19 protein-coding genes and 1 pseudogene are annotated in these 18,553 nt (G+C 52.2%); 7 read left to right on the forward strand and 13 right to left on the reverse strand.

Going from position 1 to position 18,553, the window contains the following annotated elements; genetic code table 11:
* Positions 1 to 350 precede the first annotated feature (350 nt).
* Together ACVTFQ_RS31325 and ACVTFQ_RS31330 are read left to right on the forward strand one after the other, a co-directional pair.
* A complete protein-coding gene (locus tag ACVTFQ_RS31325) occupies positions 351 to 821 on the forward strand; it encodes an Hsp20 family protein (protein ID WP_470424574.1) in 471 nt (156 codons plus the stop codon).
* Positions 822 to 1,362: 541 nt separating this feature from the next.
* Positions 1,363 to 1,662, forward strand: a complete 300-nt coding sequence (locus ACVTFQ_RS31330; protein WP_470424575.1) for a type II toxin-antitoxin system TacA family antitoxin — start codon at positions 1,363 to 1,365, stop codon at positions 1,660 to 1,662.
* Positions 1,663 to 2,039: 377 nt separating this feature from the next.
* On the opposite strand, the gene ACVTFQ_RS31335 is transcribed toward ACVTFQ_RS31330, so the two are convergent.
* Positions 2,040 to 2,363 carry a hypothetical protein gene (locus tag ACVTFQ_RS31335; protein ID WP_470424576.1) on the reverse strand — a complete coding sequence of 108 codons (324 nt, stop codon included), beginning with the start codon at positions 2,361 to 2,363 and terminating at the stop codon, positions 2,040 to 2,042.
* Between the two features lie 180 nt (positions 2,364 to 2,543).
* Between ACVTFQ_RS31335 and ACVTFQ_RS31340 the strand changes: the two genes are divergently transcribed.
* The 3 genes from ACVTFQ_RS31340 (at position 2,544) to ACVTFQ_RS31350 (ending at position 5,143) form a co-directional block, all read left to right on the forward strand.
* Entirely contained in the window at positions 2,544 to 3,179 is a 636-nt protein-coding gene (locus ACVTFQ_RS31340; RefSeq protein WP_470424577.1) for a methyltransferase domain-containing protein, read from the forward strand.
* Positions 3,136 to 4,434, forward strand: a complete 1,299-nt coding sequence (locus ACVTFQ_RS31345) for a CDP-glycerol glycerophosphotransferase family protein (RefSeq protein ID WP_470424578.1) — start codon at positions 3,136 to 3,138, stop codon at positions 4,432 to 4,434. The genes ACVTFQ_RS31340 and ACVTFQ_RS31345 overlap by 44 nt, the downstream gene beginning before the upstream one ends.
* A 154-nt stretch (positions 4,435 to 4,588) precedes the next feature.
* Complete coding sequence (locus ACVTFQ_RS31350) at positions 4,589 to 5,143, forward strand: GNAT family N-acetyltransferase (RefSeq protein WP_470424579.1); 555 nt, start codon at positions 4,589 to 4,591, stop codon at positions 5,141 to 5,143.
* 4 nt (positions 5,144 to 5,147) lie between these two features.
* Here the strand turns inward: ACVTFQ_RS31350 and ACVTFQ_RS31355 are convergent, their stop codons facing one another.
* The 12 genes from ACVTFQ_RS31355 to ACVTFQ_RS31410 form a co-directional block, all read right to left on the reverse strand.
* Positions 5,148 to 5,852: a galactosyltransferase-related protein gene (locus tag ACVTFQ_RS31355; protein ID WP_470424580.1), complete on the reverse strand. Its 705-nt coding sequence runs from the start codon at positions 5,850 to 5,852 to the stop codon at positions 5,148 to 5,150.
* Positions 5,853 to 5,945: 93 nt separating this feature from the next.
* Positions 5,946 to 6,833 carry a dTDP-4-dehydrorhamnose reductase gene (gene rfbD / locus ACVTFQ_RS31360; RefSeq protein ID WP_470424581.1) on the reverse strand — a complete coding sequence of 296 codons (888 nt, stop codon included), beginning with the start codon at positions 6,831 to 6,833 and terminating at the stop codon, positions 5,946 to 5,948.
* Positions 6,830 to 7,381: a dTDP-4-dehydrorhamnose 3,5-epimerase gene (rfbC, locus tag ACVTFQ_RS31365; RefSeq protein WP_470424582.1), complete on the reverse strand. Its 552-nt coding sequence runs from the start codon at positions 7,379 to 7,381 to the stop codon at positions 6,830 to 6,832. The genes rfbD and rfbC overlap by 4 nt, the downstream gene beginning before the upstream one ends.
* Positions 7,378 to 8,871 carry a hypothetical protein gene (locus tag ACVTFQ_RS31370; RefSeq protein WP_470424583.1) on the reverse strand — a complete coding sequence of 498 codons (1,494 nt, stop codon included), beginning with the start codon at positions 8,869 to 8,871 and terminating at the stop codon, positions 7,378 to 7,380. The genes rfbC and ACVTFQ_RS31370 overlap by 4 nt, the downstream gene beginning before the upstream one ends.
* A gap of 156 nt (positions 8,872 to 9,027) precedes the next feature.
* Positions 9,028 to 10,119, reverse strand: coding sequence for a DegT/DnrJ/EryC1/StrS family aminotransferase (locus tag ACVTFQ_RS31375; protein WP_470424584.1), 1,092 nt, complete (start codon positions 10,117 to 10,119; stop codon positions 9,028 to 9,030).
* Positions 10,116 to 10,535 carry a sugar 3,4-ketoisomerase gene (locus ACVTFQ_RS31380; RefSeq protein ID WP_470424585.1) on the reverse strand — a complete coding sequence of 140 codons (420 nt, stop codon included), beginning with the start codon at positions 10,533 to 10,535 and terminating at the stop codon, positions 10,116 to 10,118. The genes ACVTFQ_RS31375 and ACVTFQ_RS31380 overlap by 4 nt, the downstream gene beginning before the upstream one ends.
* A gap of 193 nt (positions 10,536 to 10,728) precedes the next feature.
* Positions 10,729 to 12,105: a glycosyltransferase family 61 protein gene (locus tag ACVTFQ_RS31385; RefSeq protein ID WP_470424586.1), complete on the reverse strand. Its 1,377-nt coding sequence runs from the start codon at positions 12,103 to 12,105 to the stop codon at positions 10,729 to 10,731.
* Positions 12,106 to 12,141: 36 nt separating this feature from the next.
* Entirely contained in the window at positions 12,142 to 12,894 is a 753-nt protein-coding gene (locus ACVTFQ_RS31390) for an ABC transporter ATP-binding protein (protein WP_470424587.1), read from the reverse strand.
* A gap of 5 nt (positions 12,895 to 12,899) precedes the next feature.
* Positions 12,900 to 13,688: an ABC transporter permease gene (locus tag ACVTFQ_RS31395; protein ID WP_111565159.1), complete on the reverse strand. Its 789-nt coding sequence runs from the start codon at positions 13,686 to 13,688 to the stop codon at positions 12,900 to 12,902.
* A complete protein-coding gene (gene rfbA / locus ACVTFQ_RS31400; RefSeq protein WP_470424588.1) occupies positions 13,688 to 14,572 on the reverse strand; it encodes a glucose-1-phosphate thymidylyltransferase RfbA in 885 nt (294 codons plus the stop codon). The genes ACVTFQ_RS31395 and rfbA overlap by 1 nt, the downstream gene beginning before the upstream one ends.
* Complete coding sequence (rfbB, locus tag ACVTFQ_RS31405; protein ID WP_470424589.1) at positions 14,569 to 15,642, reverse strand: dTDP-glucose 4,6-dehydratase; 1,074 nt, start codon at positions 15,640 to 15,642, stop codon at positions 14,569 to 14,571. Before rfbB ends, rfbA begins: the two co-directional genes overlap by 4 nt.
* A gap of 790 nt (positions 15,643 to 16,432) precedes the next feature.
* Positions 16,433 to 16,633 carry a transcriptional regulator gene (locus ACVTFQ_RS31410; protein ID WP_111565155.1) on the reverse strand — a complete coding sequence of 67 codons (201 nt, stop codon included), beginning with the start codon at positions 16,631 to 16,633 and terminating at the stop codon, positions 16,433 to 16,435.
* 244 nt (positions 16,634 to 16,877) lie between these two features.
* Here ACVTFQ_RS31410 and ACVTFQ_RS31415 point away from each other — a divergent pair, with 244 nt between their 5' ends.
* The gene (locus ACVTFQ_RS31415; RefSeq protein WP_470424590.1) at positions 16,878 to 17,765 is read left to right on the forward strand and encodes a LysR family transcriptional regulator; all 888 of its coding nucleotides are present in this window, start codon (positions 16,878 to 16,880) and stop codon (positions 17,763 to 17,765) included.
* Between the two features lie 218 nt (positions 17,766 to 17,983).
* Positions 17,984 to 18,235, forward strand: a pseudogene (locus ACVTFQ_RS31420) (ArdC-like ssDNA-binding domain-containing protein); the annotation flags it as partial.
* Positions 18,236 to 18,553 lie beyond the last annotated feature (318 nt).

An 18,553-nucleotide genomic window follows, 5' to 3' on the forward strand; every position in this document is an offset into this window, starting at 1 on the left:
CACGTCGCGTGGGTGGTCGTAGCGCTGCCGCCTTTGAAAAATTCGCCCCGCGGAGATGGCGTCGCGGCCGGACGAGTTCCCGAATTGGTTCCTTTCGATCGTCAATTTCTTGTCTCCTGAAAACCTTCAGCAATGGTGTGAAAATCTTGAGGTACCAGATGAGATTGTTCGTCCGTTTCCGGTGTTCAAGATGTACGAGCGGAGCTTGCGAAAAAAATTTGAACACCGCTCTTGAAACCACAAAAACGCAAAACCAGATCATTTCGCGTCGGTCGCCAAGGAGGGGCCGACAAGTGGCGTGGACGCTGGTTTCCGCGTCTTTTCCAACTCGCTTTACGGAGGATTTGGTCATGAGAAACGAATTCGACTTCGCACCCCTTTTCCGGTCCAGCATCGGCTTCGACCGCGTCTTCAACCTGCTCGCCAACTCCCAGCGGCTGCAGGCCGTCGAGACCTGGCCGCCCTATGACATCGTCAAGACCTCGGAAGACGGCTATCGCATCCAGATGGCGGTCGCCGGCTTTGGTGAAGACGATCTCGATATCACGCAGGAGCGCAACGTGCTCGTCGTGAAGGCGCAGAAGGCCGAGGAACCGAACACGGGTGAATACCTGCATCGCGGCATTGCGGCCCGCGCGTTCGAGCGCCGCTTCGAACTTGCCGACCATGTTCGCGTCGAGAACGCAAGCCTCAAGAATGGACTGCTCAGCATCGAGTTGAAGCGTGAAATCCCCGAGGCCATGAAGCCGCGCAAGATCGCCATCGGCGGCGAGGCGTCTGTCGCCCCGATCCAGATCGAAGGCGAAAAGCAGGCCGCGTAGGGGTGATAGGGTGGCGGAGGCGCCGCGCGTGGTGCCTCCGCTTCAAGCTCGCCCGCCACCCGGTTACCCGGTTCCGTCGAGGTCGGTCGCCGAGGTCTTGACCAGATCAATGATCGGTTCTCCGAGACCCGCGTGTGCGATCCACCAAGACATCGTTCAACGTGGCGACTAACAACGTCCCCGACCAGATCTTCGATGGCTTCCAGTTACGGTGACTTCGGCGGCGTGCTATTTCCGTAGATCTCATTGCGCGGACGCGGTTCAGACCTTTCAATTGCCTCTGAAATTGCCGTACGCCCAGACGCTTGTGAAGTGCGGGATGAGGAATGTCGAGGATCTTGCCCCGACTTCGGATGCGAGCGCCTGTCTCTATATCCAACGCGGTCGCGGTTTCTCATACCTAAAGGCCGCAGCTTCGATCTTGCCCGCGCAACCATCTTTACTTGCGACCCGCTGGCAGCGCGGGTGTGAACCTGTTGATACTATCGTATTGGCATTTTGCGCCACGAGTCGCTATTTTTCCTCGTGAAGAAGACAAGCCATGGCCGCCAATGTCGGACGCAAGGAATACCCCATCTCGATGCGCATGCCTGCAGCAGACGTCGCGATGATCGATCGCGCGGCAAGCCTGCGGGGACGCTCACGAACGGATTTCGTGCGGGAGGCCGCTGTGCGCGCCGCGGAAGAAGTCATTCTGGATCAGGGGCTCATCCGTATGAGCCCGGAAAGCTTTGCGGATTTCATGGGTATCTTGTCCCTACCGACAGCTCCTGTTGCCGAGATGGTTGAACTGGCCAAGCGGCCCGCTCCGTGGGAAGCCGGTTACAAGCCGAAGCAATAAGCCGTGGCATTATCGGCTCCAGAGCCGCTTACAGCGGCGCATGATATTTCCGAATTTTCCTGTGGCAGTATTCGCCGTGAGGCTCCTACGCCGCCGTAGGAAACAGGTTGCCGCCGGCCTTAAGAGATTTTGTGGCCGGGATGCCGGAAAAGAGGGAGATACTGGAAGCGTAACCCCGACGCACGTTCATTGAAGGCTGATTTTTGACGAAAGCTTCAACCGCGCGGAAGCGGTAGCAATTGGCTGCCCTGTCGTCTGATCCCCACGGGGTGGGCGTATCGGATAGCACGAATTGCGTGATGCCCAGATCCCGGTATCTTGAAGGGAACGGGCAACGTCTTCGGCTAAACCGGTAATCCCCGGCAAATTAACGGGCTTCAAAAGTAGAATTTCTCGGGCTTTATGATCGAGCAGATTTTGATGAAGACGAGCAGATTCAGCGAGCCGCAAATCCTTGCCGTCCAGCCCCCGGTTTCGTCCGGGCACGCCGTGCTTTCGGCCCTTGCCCGTCCGATACTCGGCAATGGGTTGCACGGTCTCGGCAGTTCCCGGAAGGCTGTCGCGAGGACGTAGGCTATCTTGTCGATGGCCAGGCCCGACGATGCATCAAGCTGCGCCTCCATACCCTTGACCTGGGACCAGCTGAGCGAGCCGCCGCACAACGACGTGCGCGCCACAGCGAAGGAATTTGCTCGGTTCATGATGGTCTCCGATGATTTGATATGTTGTAGAACCTCTTTTCCGTCAAAGGCAATTTGTCAGAGAGAGGCGAATGAGCGATCCAGCAGGCCCGCAGGGAGATTGATGAAGCCCCGTATTATTGCTAGGAGGGACACGCACCCTGCCAGCGGATTTTATTATTTGAGAATTGGAGTGAAGAGTTGAACCTCGAACGAATTGGCTACTGGGATAGTTTCTACAGCGGCAAAAAGCTCAACTCTCCCCTATATCCTTCGCAGTTCGCTGCATTTGCAATTGGCGAGGCTCCCGATGCTTCCCGCGTTTTTGAGTTTGGCTGTGGCAATGGTAGGGACGCCCAGTTCTTCGCCTCATATGGTCTAGATGTCACCGCGTTGGACGCCTCCGAAAGCGCGATCGAGCTTTGTAACAAGCGGAATCAATACAAAAATCTGCGTTTCAAACAGTTTGCGCTTGGCGATGACATGGCCAATATTGTTGATAGAGATCATCCGACCACCGGAAAAGCATTGCTTTACGCTCGCTTCTTTTTGCACGCTATCACCGACAAGGATGAGGAAAATTTCTTTTCCATCGCGAGAGAATTGGTGGATGTCGGATCTGTAATCGCCCTAGAGTATCGCTGCTCAGAAGATGAGCATGTCGAGAAGGAGTTCGGGCAGCATTTCCGTCGTTATCTGAAGCACAGTGATCTCTGCGGCCGCGTGACCAATGCGGGCTTCGATATCAGTTACCAAATCGAAGGAAAGGGCTTTGCGAAGTACAGGGCCGAAGATGCAGTTGTTGGACGGTGCATTGCTATACGGAAGGCAGTCTGATTTGAACGTAAGATTTAAGCTTGGCCAAATATCCATTCGCGAGCTGGGTAAGCGGATCAAGCAGAGGCGCTTGCTTGCTCGGTTTAATCGGCAAATGGACCAAATCAACAGACTTGGCGATGCAGGCGCCCGCATTTGCTTTCTTGATGCCTTCCCCTCTCATTATCATTTTTCGAAAGAAATCATCGAAAAACTAGCGCAAACCAAACCGGTCATCTTGCTTGTCTTAGACGGGGACCACCCGGCACATCGCGACAAGGCAGCATCGAGGAACGTCCACGTTTTTCTGCTCGACAGGAGGTGGATGCCTTTTGCGCTGAATTGGTTGCGGATACCGTACCTCGTTACGCCGGCTTCTCATCTCCATCCCAGTGCCGTTAGATCAGATATGAGCGTCATTCATAGCTACCATTCGCTTGTTAGCATGCACGCCGTCTATGGTGACGATGCCTTTGACACCTACACCCACTTCCTCGCGTGCGGCCCGCACCATGTAGAAGAAGTGAAAGCCATCAAGATGGCAAGAGGTTTGCCCGCCGCGACCGTTTTCAAGGTCGGGTACCCAAAGCTAGACGATCTGGCTGCCACCTACGCTGCAAAGTCAAAAGCGCATGGTACTAGGAAAACCATTCTCGTCGCGCCATCTTGGCACCCCACTAACCTTCTAACGCTACACGGGGAGGAGCTGTGTCGTTCAATCCTGGCGCTCGGTCATGAGGTGATCATCCGTCCCCACCCGCATCTCTACGATCGGGATACGGACACGATGGATAAACTTCGCTCTGTCGCGGCTCAATCCGATGGTCTGATTACCATAGAAAACCCAAACGAGGCATTCGACTCTTTTTGGCGTGCTGATATCATGATTTCGGACTGGTCTGGGGTGGCTCTCGAGTATGCGTTCGCCACTGAGCGGCCAGTTGTTTTCATCGACGCACCACGCAAGGTCAACTCCGCAGAGTTGTTGGAAATCGGCATTCCAACTGTGGAGGATAGCCTGAGGTACCGAGTTGGGGTTGTTGTCGAAAGTGTCGATCGGCTAGGAGACGGCATAATCGCCGCGTTCTCAGCAACAGCTGAAGAGTGGGTAGAACGTATCAGGGCTGTACGTGATGAGCACATTTACAACTTCAGAAACAGCGCAGAGGTTGGAGCTGAAATATTAGCCAAGTTGTCCCACGAGTCGAGTATGCTTCCACCAAGCTCCACCTCGCCAGAAAGGCTAGTCGAGCTGATCAACTACTACTCTGGTTGAGTTTTTTCTTATCCTCGCTCTCTGCACTTGCCGAACTTGCCAATGACGTAGTAAGCGAGCACACTTATTGCAGTTAGAGGCTCGTTCGGGAGCGTGTACGGCGCAGAAGGCAACGCATAGGTCTCCTAAGCTGAACGAGAAAGGGAACGATAAGTTGTCATCACCTAAATGGTTCGACGGATTGAAATTAGGCACTATTACTTTTTCGCCTGTGCGGAGGGAGGATCAGGACTACATATTCTCGCTTCGGACAAATCCAAATTACAATCGCCATCTGTCGGCGCCACCCTCTTCGGCTGCGAGCCAAGGGGACTGGATAGATGGCTATGTCACGCGTGAGGAAAAGGGCGAAGAATTCTACTTCCTCATAAAGCGCATCAGCGATGGCTGCCCTTGCGGCACCGTTCGGCTCTATGATTTTCAAGGAACGTCGTTCTGTTGGGGTAGTTGGATACTCGACCAGAACAAGCCGCGGCTTGCCGCAGTCGAGTCAGCTTTGCTCGTATATGAAATTGCATTTGAGAAGTTAAATTTCGTCCAAAGCCATTTCGATGTGCGTATTGATAACACGCGAGTCATTAAATTCCACGAACGAATGGGTGCTATCAAAACTCACATTTCGGGTGACGATCAACACATGCGGCTGACTAAGGCCGCTTTCGAAGTTGAGAAAAGTAAGTTGCTTCGGATCGTAGCGGGGACTGGCTAAACGGTCATCCGCTATTGGATGACTGATATACAGTTCCCACATGAGGTAGTCTCCACATGTGAAGACGAAAGAAAAGTAGCATACTAAAAATATGCCACCGTAGAAATTTGAATGACCTGTGACTTTTACGTTGCGCGTCGTGCACGACTACGACGTGTGTAAGTAAGACGACTGAAGCACCCGCTTTCCAAATGCGAGCACATATATCCATATCCTCGTAATAGAGAAAGTATCGGGTGTCGAAGCCATTGAGCTCTCCGAAGCGCTCGTATCTGAACAGCATAAACATTCCTGCTACACATTCGGGATGGAACGGGTTTACCGCAGCCAACTCAATGTGCCGGTCGTCAGAAACACCCAAGACCTTTTTAACAATCCCCGTCACGGTCGGAAAGTGCCTGGCGCTGTCCTCGGTACATCCCGTCTTGTCCACGACCTTAGGAGCGATCATAGCACATCCAGATGCTACAAGCTCTGAGACTAGAGCTGGGAAAGGGTTTTCGATGAACTCGATATCGGGATTAAGCACGCAAAAAAAATCGTCGACGCAGAGGCGAAACGCATCGTTGTGGTTTTGCCCAAAGCCTTTAGGAATTCTGTTCCACCGCCTTAGAAGTCGAGGGTCATCAGGAAGATCGATTTCTTCGGAAATGTTGTGGGTGACTATGACGGCGCCTATCTCAGGAAAACCGAGCAGCTTCTCAATCAACGGTACTATCATCTGCCCGTGACCGTGACTTACAACCGAGACAGTGACCTTCCTCTCTCTAGAACCTTGTCGAGTCACGCTTAGCATCACCGCTCATCCTGCACTTGCACGTTCTTGATAAAAGCTCTCTAACGCTGATTGCCAAGTTGGCATGCTAAAGCCAAACGCACGATTAAACTTATCGTTAGAGAGCCTGGAGTTTTGGGGCCGACGCGCGTCAACCTTATATTCCTTCGTCGAGACCGGCCGCACGTCTACCATTCCCGTTCGCCCTATCTTGTCTCTTATCGCTTCTGCGAAGCCATGCCAAGAAGTCTCACCAGAACAGGTAAGATTGTATGTACCCCAAATCCCCATCAGATCGGGGCACTTGCGCTTGAAGAATATGTGCTCAATAGATCTTGTCGTCGCTACCGCGAGAACATCTGCACTGGTCGGCGCGCCGATCTGGTCGGACACTACGCAAACGTCACTGTTTTCTAAGAGCAACCGCTCCATCGTTAGTAGAAAATTTCTTCCACGTCGACTATAAATCCAGGAGGTGCGAAAAATGAGGTGATGCTCGCAAAAATTTCTTATCGCGCGCTCTCCTTCAAGCTTACTGGCGCCGTAGACATTAAGCGGCCCTGTTGGATCAATTTCGGTGTAAGCACCTTTTTTGTTGCCATCAAATACATAGTCAGTCGAGAAATGAACAAGTAGAGCTCCAACTTCGGTAGCCAATACCGCCAAATGTCGTGGTGCCTCCGAATTGAGTGCTAACGCCAAGTCGGAGTTGGTTTCAGCAGCGTCCACGGCCGTATACGCTGCAGCATTTATGATCAAATCAGGACGCTCCGCCCTTACCACAGCCCCAAATAATTCCGGCTGCGACAGATCAAAAACGTCTCGTGTAGGTGCTATGACTTCACCGAGCCGACCCAGAGAACTCCAAAGTTGCCAGCCAAGCTGACCGGATGCGCCGATGAGGAGAATTTTCATTTGTAGAAATCCGCGCGATCGAAGCTGGTACCAACGCTGTCTTTGCTAGACAATATTGGAGCGCGTTGTTGCCCCCACTGGATACCTAAGCTCGGATCGGCCCACGATATGCACCGCTCATGTTCAGGGAAGTAATAATCCGTCGTCTTGTAGTTTACCTGAGCGAAAGACGAGCGGACTAAAAAACCATGTGCAAACCCTGGTGGAATCCATAACTGTAACTTGTTCTCGTCACTTAGTTCGATTCCAAACCATTGCCCGAATGTCGGAGATGAGCGTCGTAGGTCAACGGCGACATCATATATTGCTCCCGTAACCGCACTTACCAACTTTCCCTGAGGCGCCACGATCTGATAGTGAAGTCCACGTAACACACCGCAGCAGGACAAAGATGAGTTGTCCTGGACAAAATCCAAATCAACATTAGTCAGTCGCGAGAATTCCCGCTTGTTCCAGCTTTCGAAAAAAGAGCCACGTTCATCTGTATAAATTGTTGGTTTCAAAACAAACATACCGGCCAAAAGGCCGTCGACTTCATGCAGCTTCATTTACCGAACACTTTCAACCGTTGAAATACGGATTTATTTGCGCGGATTGTGCACCGCCTTATTTTTTTCAAGACTCTGAAAACTCGCTGGTAGAATATGGTAGCGAAGGTCTTGTTGTTGAGGAACCATTGAGCCAATTCGTCCGTGTCAGCTTGGACGAGATCATCAGCCTCCGTCGAAGGCTCCAATAAGGAAACGCCTTCCTTGTTGAGTACCTCCTTGAGAACCTCGGTGCGGTGGAATAGCTCATAGTGCTTCCTTGACTGTTTCGACTCTGCAGCTAGGGCGTCGCGATTGAGATTCTTACAGTGTTCAATTAGATCTTCTTTCCGGTGCCAGCTGAAAGCAGATCCGTAGCCGAGACTGAGACCGCTCAGAATGCGGGAATACATGTGCCGATGCAGCGCCACCGGAATACCGGCGCCCATGGCTTCGATTAATGTTAAGCCACCGCCATATGGAAAGGATGCCACATACAAATCGACTTTATGCTCCACAAGCGCGTCCCACACGCTCGGCACCCAAGGAATGTATACGAACCTAGTTTCCTCTACCCCGAGTTTGCGCAACCTTCGGCGAAGGCGGTAGAGTGCCCACGGGGTAAGTCGGCCGATATGGATGTGCCGTCCCCCACCTTCCTTCAGAAGTTCGGGCACCACATCGAGATAATTCACGTAATACGGTATCTCGACCTTGTTCAAACGCGCAGCAGTGCAGGTTGTCAAATAGCCGTCTTCCATAAACCAAGCTCTGATAGAGCGACGATCTTCGGCGACGAGCGGGACGAATGTGTTCTGGATCTTGAGCACGTTCTTGCAATTGCAGTAGCCCATGGGATGAGGATCAATGTGCTCAATGTCCCGGAGGAACACACCCAGACACAGGTGGTGGTCACCATGATGATAGAAGGTTGTAGGTATCCGCATTTCGGGAACTACGGCCGCTACGGCGACGCTATCTTGGTGGTGATTGAAAAGATAGACATGCTTCGGCTTCATCTTCAGTAGCGTGGCTTGTAACCAAGAGAGCCGTTCCCAATGGTTGCCGCCTGGCGCTGCCTGAAAATGAGCAAGCGTTCCATTCGAAAAGCTCGAATTGACGGTATCAAGTTCTGAAACCCCGGCGAGCTCAGTCGATAAGATCGCATGCTGCTCGTCGGGTCTAGCCGCGATAAAATCCTTAATGACCTTCGTATGCCCACCGGATGTTTGTAGCTTGGATACAACATAGACGTTGCACGGGCTATCTGTCGATGATGTGCTCTGCGGCTGTGAAGTTGCTGTGAGCTGATCATAGGATATCAGACCAAGTTTTCGGCATCTTTGATCTAATTCTTCTGATCCATAGACTTGGGATACAAGCATCGGTTCAGAAATTACCGCATCAACAAAATCCTCAATTAGATGCAATGCGGCATCAAATCGACGCTCCCTGATTTGTGCATCAATGCGCGCAGACAGATCTGCAAAGTTGCGGTAGTGACCAAACACGGACGGAGCACCTCTGGTACTATTATACGCCAAAGCTGCACTCGGCCTACGACGGGTGCAGCGGTAGATATAGGTGATCTATTAACGATCTTAGACGTGCTTCTGATCGGGGCAAGGTGCTCTTACCCCCTTGGCGCCGTATGACCGTGAGCAACGTCACCTGAATTTCAAAACTGCATCAGCGACATACTCAACTTCTTGCTCTGTCAAACCCGGGTACATCGGCAAGCTCAGCACTTGCGATGCAAGTAAGTCCGCTACAGGAAGCACGAACTTCGAATACTCCGCGTAGCATCCCTGCTTATGTGAAGGGATAGGATAGTGAATCACGGTGCCAACTCCAAGCTGAGCTAAATGCGCTTGCAATGCATCTCGTGCTTCGCTTCGAATCACATAGAGATGCCAGACCGGAGCGATCTCGTCCAACAGTGCAGGTAAGATTACGTTAGCGGCTCTCAGCTTTTCGGTATACCAATTGGCAATCCGACGTCTGTCTTCGTTCCATTCGTCCAGCTTCCCGAGCTTTACGCGAAGAAATGCTGCCTGTAGTTCATCAAGCCTGCTATTATAGCCGATAGTATCATGCCTATACTTAACCATCGAGCCATAGTTACGAAGTTCACGAACCTTGGCCGCGATATCATCATCGTTAGTTAAGACTGCTCCGCCGTCGCCCAGTGCGCCAAGATTTTTTCCAGGATAGAAGCTTGTGCCAGCGGCATGTCCCAACGAACCCACTCGCTGATTCTTGTAGAGCGCCCCCTGAGCCTGTGCGGCATCTTCGATCACAATCAAACCATATTCCGCAGCCAATGCGTTGATTGGATCCATGTCGGCCGGCTGACCGTAAAGGTGCACGGGCATTATTGCGCGCGTCCTAGATGTGATGGCGTCGGCGATCTTCGAGGGGTCAATATTGTGGGTTCGAACGTCGGGCTCCACCGGCACCGGCGACGCGCCGCAATGCGTTACGGCTAGCCATGTCGCGACAAATGTATTTGAGGGGACAATTACTTCGTCACCAGGACCAATGCCGTAGGCCCGCAGCAACAGCTCGAGTGCATCAAGACCGTTGCCGACCCCGACGCAATGTTTAACCTGCGAATATTGGGCGAACTCAGCCTCGAACGCACTCAACTCCGCGCCGGCGATAAACCATGCGGAGTCGACGGTGCGTTCATATGCCGCATTTAGCGATGCACGGATAGGGTGATGGATTTTTGCGATGTCGAGAAATGGTATTTTCATGGCACAGTTGCTTCTTTAGCATCCGCTTCGAATGCGGCGTAGTTTCGGTAATAGTCAAGCTCATCATAGTATGCAGAAGCCATGACCATACATACAGCTCCAGAGGAAAAATTGTCTATCTCGCGCCAGATCATTGGGCAAACATAGAGGCCGTGGTAGCTCCGGTTCATATGGAACGTCTTCTTGGTGAAGCCGTCGTCAAGGTGGATGTCGAATGATCCCGACATCGCAATTATCATTTGGTGCAGTCCTTTATGGGCATGACCGCCTCGCTCCGCTCCGCCTGGTACATCGTATAAATAGTAGACCCGTTTAATATCGAAAGGGACGTGTCTGCCTCCTTCGACAAACGTAAGGTTCCCACGAGGATCATTGATCCGCGGCAAATCCACAATCTTACACTTATCCAGTTGCATTTATGGATTCCTATGATCGCTCGCCCTCGCATTTTCGACGGAAGGCGCAAAAGGGGCGTTAATGCGTATGAAAGGTTTGATCTTCGGTCCTGTACGCAAAGATTATCTGTCAAGCACACATATAGGACGCTAAAAAAGACCAACCCACTCTATTTCATCATACCTCAGGAGCTTTGACTTCCCGTTCCAGCGGCTACTCCCCAGCGATTGCCTTCAGCAGCAGAGGAACGTCGATCTCAAAATCGGCATGTATTTCCTCCCCTGCATCTCCCTCTATCTCGCCAAAAACGTAATTGACAGTCCCACCTACAGCAGACGCGATATTTTGCCAATACCAAAAACTGGTGTCTTGAAACCTTCCGATCAGCACGTAAATTTTGGCCGATTTCGGGGCGAAGACGATGTTCGCGAGCGCTGCGCCCGAAGAACCAACAATCGTTTTGGCGTTCGCAAATAAACGGACTTGCTCAATAAAACTTAATTTCTCTGGTTCGACTATGGTGTAGCCGCCCGTTACTAAAGCAGCCTCTAGTTCGGCGGCATTAGTAACTCGGCGACTGCCTGAATTTCGACGGATGTAGAATTTCTCGGGGACTGTGCCCGCAGGTCCAGACAGAACTTCCGGCAACAGCACGGCTCTTAAATGTTCAAGAGCATTTGGATTAAACTGTCCTTGGGAATGCCCTAGGAGCGTAGCTCCCCTTCGCTTGCGCTTGCCAAACGGGACATACCCTGCAACGGAGGTCGCATGTAGCTCTCTTACCTCCAATGCCCGCCCCGTAGACAGAGCGATTATCTTACGATCGGATGTAACGAAATAGGACAGCGATTCAAGAATATTTGCGTGGAGGCCCGCATTTATGATGATGGGGACGGCCTCGAACTTCGTTTGCGCACAATAGAGAGCTAAGCGTGGTAGGACTTCGGTCAGCCAGTGAGCATAATTCGGGGCACATGCATCCACAAACGATGCGGCCACATCAATAGCTACCGGTTCATCATCTCGATGTAGCCACCTGACACGCGAAGAAGCCGCCGACACTAGTAGACGACCGTGTAATTCTTCGCTGGTGTAGTCTCGCTGGAGATCGAAAAGGTCGTGACAAACGACTGTATCACCACATTCAATTAAGTTGGATCCACCATTGATCCTAGCATTCATCAATAGACGGGTACAAACTTCTGGCGCCAAGTAGCCATCTTGAGAAGTTATGTAGCTCTGATATTCATTAGGGACGACGATTGGCGCTCTGGTCTGCACATAGGCAGCTTCTGCGAGCTTTGCATCGATCTCATCACAACGGCTGTCCTTATATGAGTGATTTGGCACAAGGCGCCGCCACTTTCGAACCTCAGGGTCGGAACTCCAACTCGATACCATCGATAGATACAGTGGTAATGCGTATTTCCACGAAAAAAGCGCTGCGGCACGCAAGGGAGCGATGGGCTTAATGAAGCGACGATACCATTTTACTAACCAGTGAAACGACGTCCTCATTGACCGCAGTTTTGCCGGATGAGGTGATACGGATATTATTTGAAGCTCACCTTTAGGCATCAAAATTTCCATTCGAGATAATATCGTGAGCCGATCTGAAAATCTACACTACGAGCTCGACGCCAGCTTTTGGCTGTCAAGATATTGTGCAACGATCTCTTTTGGCGATCCATCCGCTACCAGCCGGCCGTGGTCTACCCACAAAACACGGTTGCAAAGCGTCTCAACCAGCTTGTGGTCGTGCGAGACCATGATCATGATGTTTGCTTTGTCGATCATGGTTGTCATTCTGGCTCGTGCTTTCGCCATAAATGCAGCGTCGCCGCCCGCGAATATTTCGTCGAGTACCAATATGTCCGGATGCATCGCAGTAGCCAGAGAAAACGCTAAACGCATGTACATCCCCGTGGAATAATATTTCACTGGCGTATCGATAAAGTCCTCCAGCTCCGAGAAAGCGATGACCTCCGGCGATATCTCTTCCAAACTTTCTCGATTGTAGCCAAGTATGGCACCATTTAAGAAAATATTCTCACGGCCCGTAAATTCAGGATGGAATCCCGCTCCAATCTCGAGAAGTGGTGCGATCTTGCCATTTACGTTCAACGTCCCACTTGAAGGCTCGTAAATTCGACACAGCGCTTTCAGCAGGGTGCTCTTCCCCGCGCCATTATGTCCGACGATACCGACACGGTCTCCTGCTACAATCGAAAACGTCACATCGTTGACTGCCGCAAAATCTGAATACGATTTCGCTTGTCTCTTTTGTAGCAGACTCGCAAAGTAGTCCTTTAGCGATGGAGACCTGTCATGGTAGACTCGAAATCTGATCGAGAGGTCGCTGACATTGATGTACGACATATCTGTTACAGCCTGAATACTATTTGTTTCTCATTGCGCATGAACACAATCAAGCCCAGCAAGGTGGAGCTCAAAGCGAACACGCACGCCTGGACCAAAACGTCAGCGGCTGGCACGCTCCCGTAGTAGAGTGGCATTCGAAACAGTTCGATAAATGGTACTATCGGATTCAACGAAACGAGCCACCCTACGCTGCCACCGGCGAGCGCCTCGGGCTTGTAAAGAATGGGTGACAAGAAAAACAGTCCTTGCATTGCAATAACCGTCACGTATTGCAGGTCGCGAAAAAAAACGGTCGCGACAGACATTATGAGGCCGACACCAAAAGAAAAAAGGAAAACAAGGATGTAGCCCACCACCACAAAGGGAAGCGCGATCGATATTTTAGCACCTATGGCTACAATTATAACAAACAGTGCCACGAATGAAAGAAGGCTATCGACGAGTAGTGCTAGCGCAAGACTGATCGGGAAAACCAACTTTGGTATGTATATTTTCTTAATGAGACCCTCATTATTGATGAAACAACCCCCGGACTGACTGACGACGGCGCTAAAAAAATTCCAGGGTATCATCGCAGCGAATAGAAACACTACGAAATCCTTCAAGTCTGATTTCAACAGTCCCGAAAAGACAGCGGCCATCACTGACATCATTAGAAGTGGGCTAACTAGCGTCCAAAGATATCCTAGCAAAGTCCTTCTATATCGCAAAATGAGTTGTTGAGCGATCAATTGGCGTATGACGTTTCGGCTACGATAAGCCTCAATCAAAAGATTTTGCGTTCTGGCCATCAAGACGGTAGCTTCTCTTCAGCAATATTCAAGAGATATCGACCATAGGCGTTTCGAGCCAGTGGTGCGGCAAGTCTTAAGAGCTGTTCGCGATCAATCCAAGAACTTTTAAACGCGACCTCTTCCGGGCATGCAACCTTAAGTCCTTGACGGTGCTCGAGAGTCGCGATGAATTGGCTTGCCTCCAATAGGGATTCGTGGGTTCCGGTATCGAGCCAAGCATATCCGCGTGACATTATTTCGACTTCAAGCTTGCCTTCTTCCAAGTAAAGTCGGTTGATGTCGGTTATTTCAAGTTCACCTCGCACAGATGGCCGCAAGGATCCAGCGTAGTCGACAACCTTCTGATCATAGAAATACAATCCAGTTACCGCATGGTTTGATTTGGGCGAACTGGGCTTTTCTTCTAAGCTCACAGCCTTACCTGAGGCGGTAAATTCAACGACTCCATAACGTTCTGGGTCCGTCACGCGATAGGCGAAAACCGTTGCTCCATCCTGCCGCGACGATGCACTAGACAACAAGTTGGAAAGGTTATGACCATAAAATATGTTGTCACCCAGCACTAAACAGGAAGGGTCATTTCCGATGAACGACTTGCCGATCAGAAACGCTTGCGCCAAGCCATCCGGCGAAGGCTGGACCGCATAGCGCAGATTTATTCCCCACTGCGCACCGCTTCCAAGCAACTGTTCAAAGCGTGGCGTATCCTGGGGCGTCGATATAACCAGTATGTCATTTATGCCGGCTAGCATTAGTGTAGTTAACGGGTAATAAATCATTGGTTTGTCGTAGACGGGTAGCAATTGCTTGCTAACGGCGGTTGTCGCTGGATAGAGTCTAGTCCCTGATCCGCCAGCGAGTATTATACCTTTGCGACTCATGATCGACGCTCCCCTTCATACTGCGCCTTTATCCAGCTTCGGTATGCGCCACTGGATACGTCATTAACCCATTCTTGATGGTCAAGATACCATTTAACCGTCTTACGCAACCCTGATTCAAACGTTTCTGAAGGTTTCCATCCCAGCTGTTTCGATATCTTCGTCGCGTCGATTGCGTATCGGCGATCATGTCCAGGTCGGTCCTGTACGAACGCAATCTGATCGGCATAGGAGCGACGATCCCCAAGCGGCTTCAGCTCATTGAGTATAGTGCACAGCGCCTGCACCACCTCCAAATTGGTCTTCTCGTTCCACCCACCGATGTTGTATGTCTCGCCCGTAACACCGGATTCGAGAACGCGACGAATTGCAGCGCAGTGATCTTTTACGAAAAGCCAATCCCGAATCTGCTGGCCGTCACCATAGATTGGAAGCTGCTTTCCCGAGAGGGCGTTGAGAATACACAGGGGTATTAACTTCTCCGGAAAGTGAAAAGGACCATAATTATTGGAGCAATTCGTAGTCAACACCGGGAGCCCGTAAGTGTGATGATACGCACGGACCAAATGGTCTGACGCCGCTTTACTCGCTGAATAGGGACTGTTGGGCTCGTATCGGGTGTCCTCGCGAAACGCAGGAGCGCCTTTCTCAAGTGAACCATACACTTCGTCGGTGGACACATGAAGCAGACGAAATGCTAACTTTTCAGTATCTGGCAACGCGCTCCAATAATTGCGAGCAGCTTCTAGTAGTCGAAACGTACCAACAATATTGGTCTCTATAAAATCAGATGGTCCGTGGATAGACCGATCAACGTGCGACTCTGCTGCAAAATTCAAGATTGCTCTCGGCCTGTAATCCGACAGCAATCTCGACATCAGCGACGCATCTCCGATATCACCTTTTACGAAAATATGGCGCGAATTATCGACGATGCCGCGCAGATTGCTTAGATTTCCTGCGTAAGTTAGCTTGTCTACATTCAATACGACTTCATCGCTGCTGGCCATCCAATCGAGAACAAAATTACTGCCGATAAAGCCTGCGCCGCCGGTGACTAAAATGGTCATTGATCCTGCTTCTTTCGAGAATGTTTTGCCCTGGAGGCACGCTGGATGGCGTTCAGATTGTTCTGGGTCCCACGATCGGCAGGGCCATACACCACCCCGGCAAGCAGGTCAAATCCACTGAAGTGTGCACGTGCATTCACGCCGGCCGTTACGAGACGAATACAGCTGCGACGTATGCGTAAATTGCGCGGTGCGAAATCAGGCTCACCCTAGGTGGGATTAGACTCTCTACGACCTTCATGCAGATACGGTTGCAATTAGTGTAAGGGCTTTGAGGCAGTCTCCTTCTCATATTTCGTTACAATCCCTCTAAGCTGCCTCGGTCTTTCGAAGTGGCCTTTCGACCATATTTCGCTGACAATAAACCAGCGAACTGACGTGATAGCTTCTTGCTATTCCGTTTTGCCGCAATAAGGGACCAGGCTTGTCCTGCTTCTGGCAAGCCACCTTTTCCGGTATCTTTCGGCGACGCTGCCGTAATTCGGTTGGCACCGGGTCAGGTCGGTACCTATCGGACGGCACTAAGCATCGATAGATGCGTCGATCGTAGTTAAGCCGCTGAGGAACGTCATACGCGGCCTCCGTCTCGATTGCCCTCCCGCTGGCGCGCGATGCGAGCTAATGAACGCAGCTGTTGATCATGACTGTACAGACGCCTTCGCCTACGAACAAACAACTGATAGGGGTGCGGTCGTGGCGGTCAGAGACATCTTCAAGGTGAATCGGTCCGAAGTCGCTTCAAAATGCCGGCTATCACGTGCCGGTCGTTAAACTGCGGAACGCCGCAAGGTTACTGCTCGCTGTTGGATGAAAGCCGTAGGCGGACGCCGGTGTAGTCCCCGTTGGTGATCTCAACTCCAAAGGAGGCATAAGCAGCTTTTATCTTCTCCTTCGTAGATTCGGTGGCGCTGCCGGTAGATTCAAAACGATGAACTGTCGAGAAGGCAATACCGGCATTTTTTGCAAGCTCGCGCACGGACCATTTCAGCATCGCTCGCGCTGCACGGTTTGCCTCTGGAGTTAAATTTGCCATCAACCACCAAAAAATAACTACACACGTAGTGAAAACACTTGACCCGGCGTCCTGCAGGTCGTACGACTACACGCGTAGGCAAATTGCGCTGATTCTTCCAGCGCTGAACACCTGTTCCTGTGAGCAATTTCATATTTGTGTGTCGGTCAGCTAGCGGCGACCGATTGTTTCACCGTGTCGAACGTCTTAATGGTACCTTCAGATGGAACTACGCCAGCTTTCCCTTTTTCGAGCGGTCGCCGAGGAGCTTCACTTCGGGCGGGCCGCGATCAAGATGAACATCGCCCAGCCAGCGCTCAGCAACCATGTCATGGCGCTGGAGAGGGAGCTCGGATGTCCGCTGTTCATTCGCTCCACTCGTCGGGTCGAGCTGACGAGGGCAGGGGAGACCTTCTACGATCGTGCTGTTCGCATCCTCAGCGAGATGGAACTGACGACCGAGCTGACGCGGGCCGCCGGCGGCAGTCGCATCCGCCAGATCAAGATCGGTACCGTCTATCCAGCCACCATGGGCATGCTGCCCCTGTTCCTCGGCAAGATCGCCCGCAAGTTTCCCGACGTCCGCATTCACATTGCTTCAGGCAACACAGGGGACATTATACGCGGACTGGAGACCGGACAATTGAACCTCGGCTTCATCAGGCCGGTCGAGAACATCGGATCGCTGCGTTTCTTCTCCGTTGCCCATGAACGCTATCTGCTGGCGGTTGCGGAGAGCAATCCTCTGGCTTCACTGAACGAGATCTCGATCGAGGACCTCCGCGATCAGAAGATCATTGCCTTCAATCGGCAGAACCTCTCCTACACCGAGCGGTATTTCAATGAGAGGTTCGAGGAATACGATCTGACTAAGAACGTCGCCTACAGCTGCGACGACACCTATTCGCTGGTCTCTCTCGTCTCCGCCGGTCTTGGCATCGGCTTCGCACCGGAGTGGACGACCGATATCCCCAACCGCAGCTTCGTGCTCAAGAAGGTGAGGGGGATCGACTTCAAGATCGGGCTTGGCATTGCCTGGTCGAAAGAGGATCCGACGGCGTCGCGAGACGATATTGTCGAGATCGCCAAGTCGATGGTGCGCCGAGGATAATCAGTCGCGGCGGGCGTTGCTCCCGCCCGTCACCGCCATTTCGAGGCCAGCATCACCACGTCCTGCCCCGGCTTTGTCCTGCCAGGCTCGCGCCGGCCGCAACGGCCTTGCCGTCCTGCTCTTCGTTCCGGCCCTACGGGTGCCAGCCGACGCTTCTAGCCTGGCTTTCGGACCGCCGTGGCAGGTCGCGATGGTCGCGACCCCGAACGGAGGCCGACATGACAAGAGAGCACAGCAACCACAGATCCGATATTTATAGCCGCATCACCGACAAGATCATCGCCGAACTCGACCGCGGCGTGCGTCCCTGGATCCAGCCATGGCACAGCGCCTCGCCATCAGCGACCGTCACCCGTCCACTTCGCCACAATGGCGAGCCTTATTCCGGCATCAACGTCCTTCTCCTCTGGTCCGAGGCAATCGCCCGAGGCTTCTCCTCCTCGACCTGGATGACCTATCGTCAGGCAGTGCGACGTGAAAGTCGCATGAAAGGAGTGACCCCATGGGTCCATGAGTAGTGTTCAACTCTGTCGCCACATTCCCCATGCGACGTCGGTAACGGCGTGGTGTGAAGCGGGAATGAAAGCCCAAGATGGAAATGCAGCCAACGCATTTTGTCGGGCGAGGCGAAGGTCGGAAGGGCGAACGCGAGTGAATTCTCATCGAAACGCGCCGTGAGGTAGTAAGGCCGTAACCGTTGGTTGACACGGCCGAGCTGGGCAAATGCGAACTGGGGTGAGCTTGGCCCCACCGCGAACACCGCGCCCCGGCGTACTGAGAGCGCCCGC

It is taken from the genome of Rhizobium sp. O111, assembly GCF_055616315.1.